Source organism: Novosphingobium sp. ERN07, assembly GCF_012641335.1.
GTDB lineage: Bacteria > Pseudomonadota > Alphaproteobacteria > Sphingomonadales > Sphingomonadaceae > Novosphingobium.
This window is the reverse complement of sequence record NZ_JABAID010000075.1, coordinates 1-562: the sequence shown is the minus strand read 5'-3', so window position 1 is coordinate 562 and position 562 is coordinate 1. Positions and strand designations below refer to the sequence as shown.

The following is a 562-nucleotide window of genomic DNA, read 5'->3' as shown; positions in this document are numbered from 1 at the left end:
GATCGCTACCCGCTACGATCAGCTTGCCAATAGCTTCCTCGGCATGGTCCATATCGCCACAGCCAGATACTGGCTCAAATTTGTCCACGCCGCCTAGAACAAGGTTGGAGCGGCGCGAGGCGGGTTTGAGGAAAGCCTCGGCTGCACTCTGCCGCTTTCAGCGCCAAATGGTGCGCGGCTGATAGCCAAAGCCCGGCGTGTCGATGGCGTTGAGATCGTCTACACGTGGTATTCCGGCCTGCGCCGCCGCTGCAATTATCGCCTCGCATACCGCTTCTCGGCGGGGGTGCTGCTTCACCCTGAGAGGTCCCCGGTGCCGCGCATGTCGGATGCGCCAAGCTGATGGTCCTCGATCGCCAGAAAACTGCGCTTCAGGTCCTGCCAGCCCCAACCGGCACAGCCAGCCGCCTCTCACTCATCGTAATCCGAGGGCTGGCCGCGAACACAGACCATGCCGTTGACTGAGCTGAATCACTGACCGGCTGACGCCGGTAGGATCAAGCGGTGGGGCTAAAGCCGTCCTTGTGGGTATGTCGGTCGAGGTAACGCATGATGATGTCAT

Annotated in this window: 1 protein-coding gene; it reads right to left on the bottom strand. The window is 61.0% G+C overall.

Translation table 11 applies throughout. The features are described 5' to 3' along the window. Positions 1 to 157: 157 nt before the first annotated feature. Positions 158 to 298: a hypothetical protein gene (locus HGI47_RS22145; protein WP_168854906.1), complete on the bottom strand. Its 141-nt coding sequence runs from the start codon at positions 296 to 298 to the stop codon at positions 158 to 160. Positions 299 to 562 lie beyond the last annotated feature (264 nt).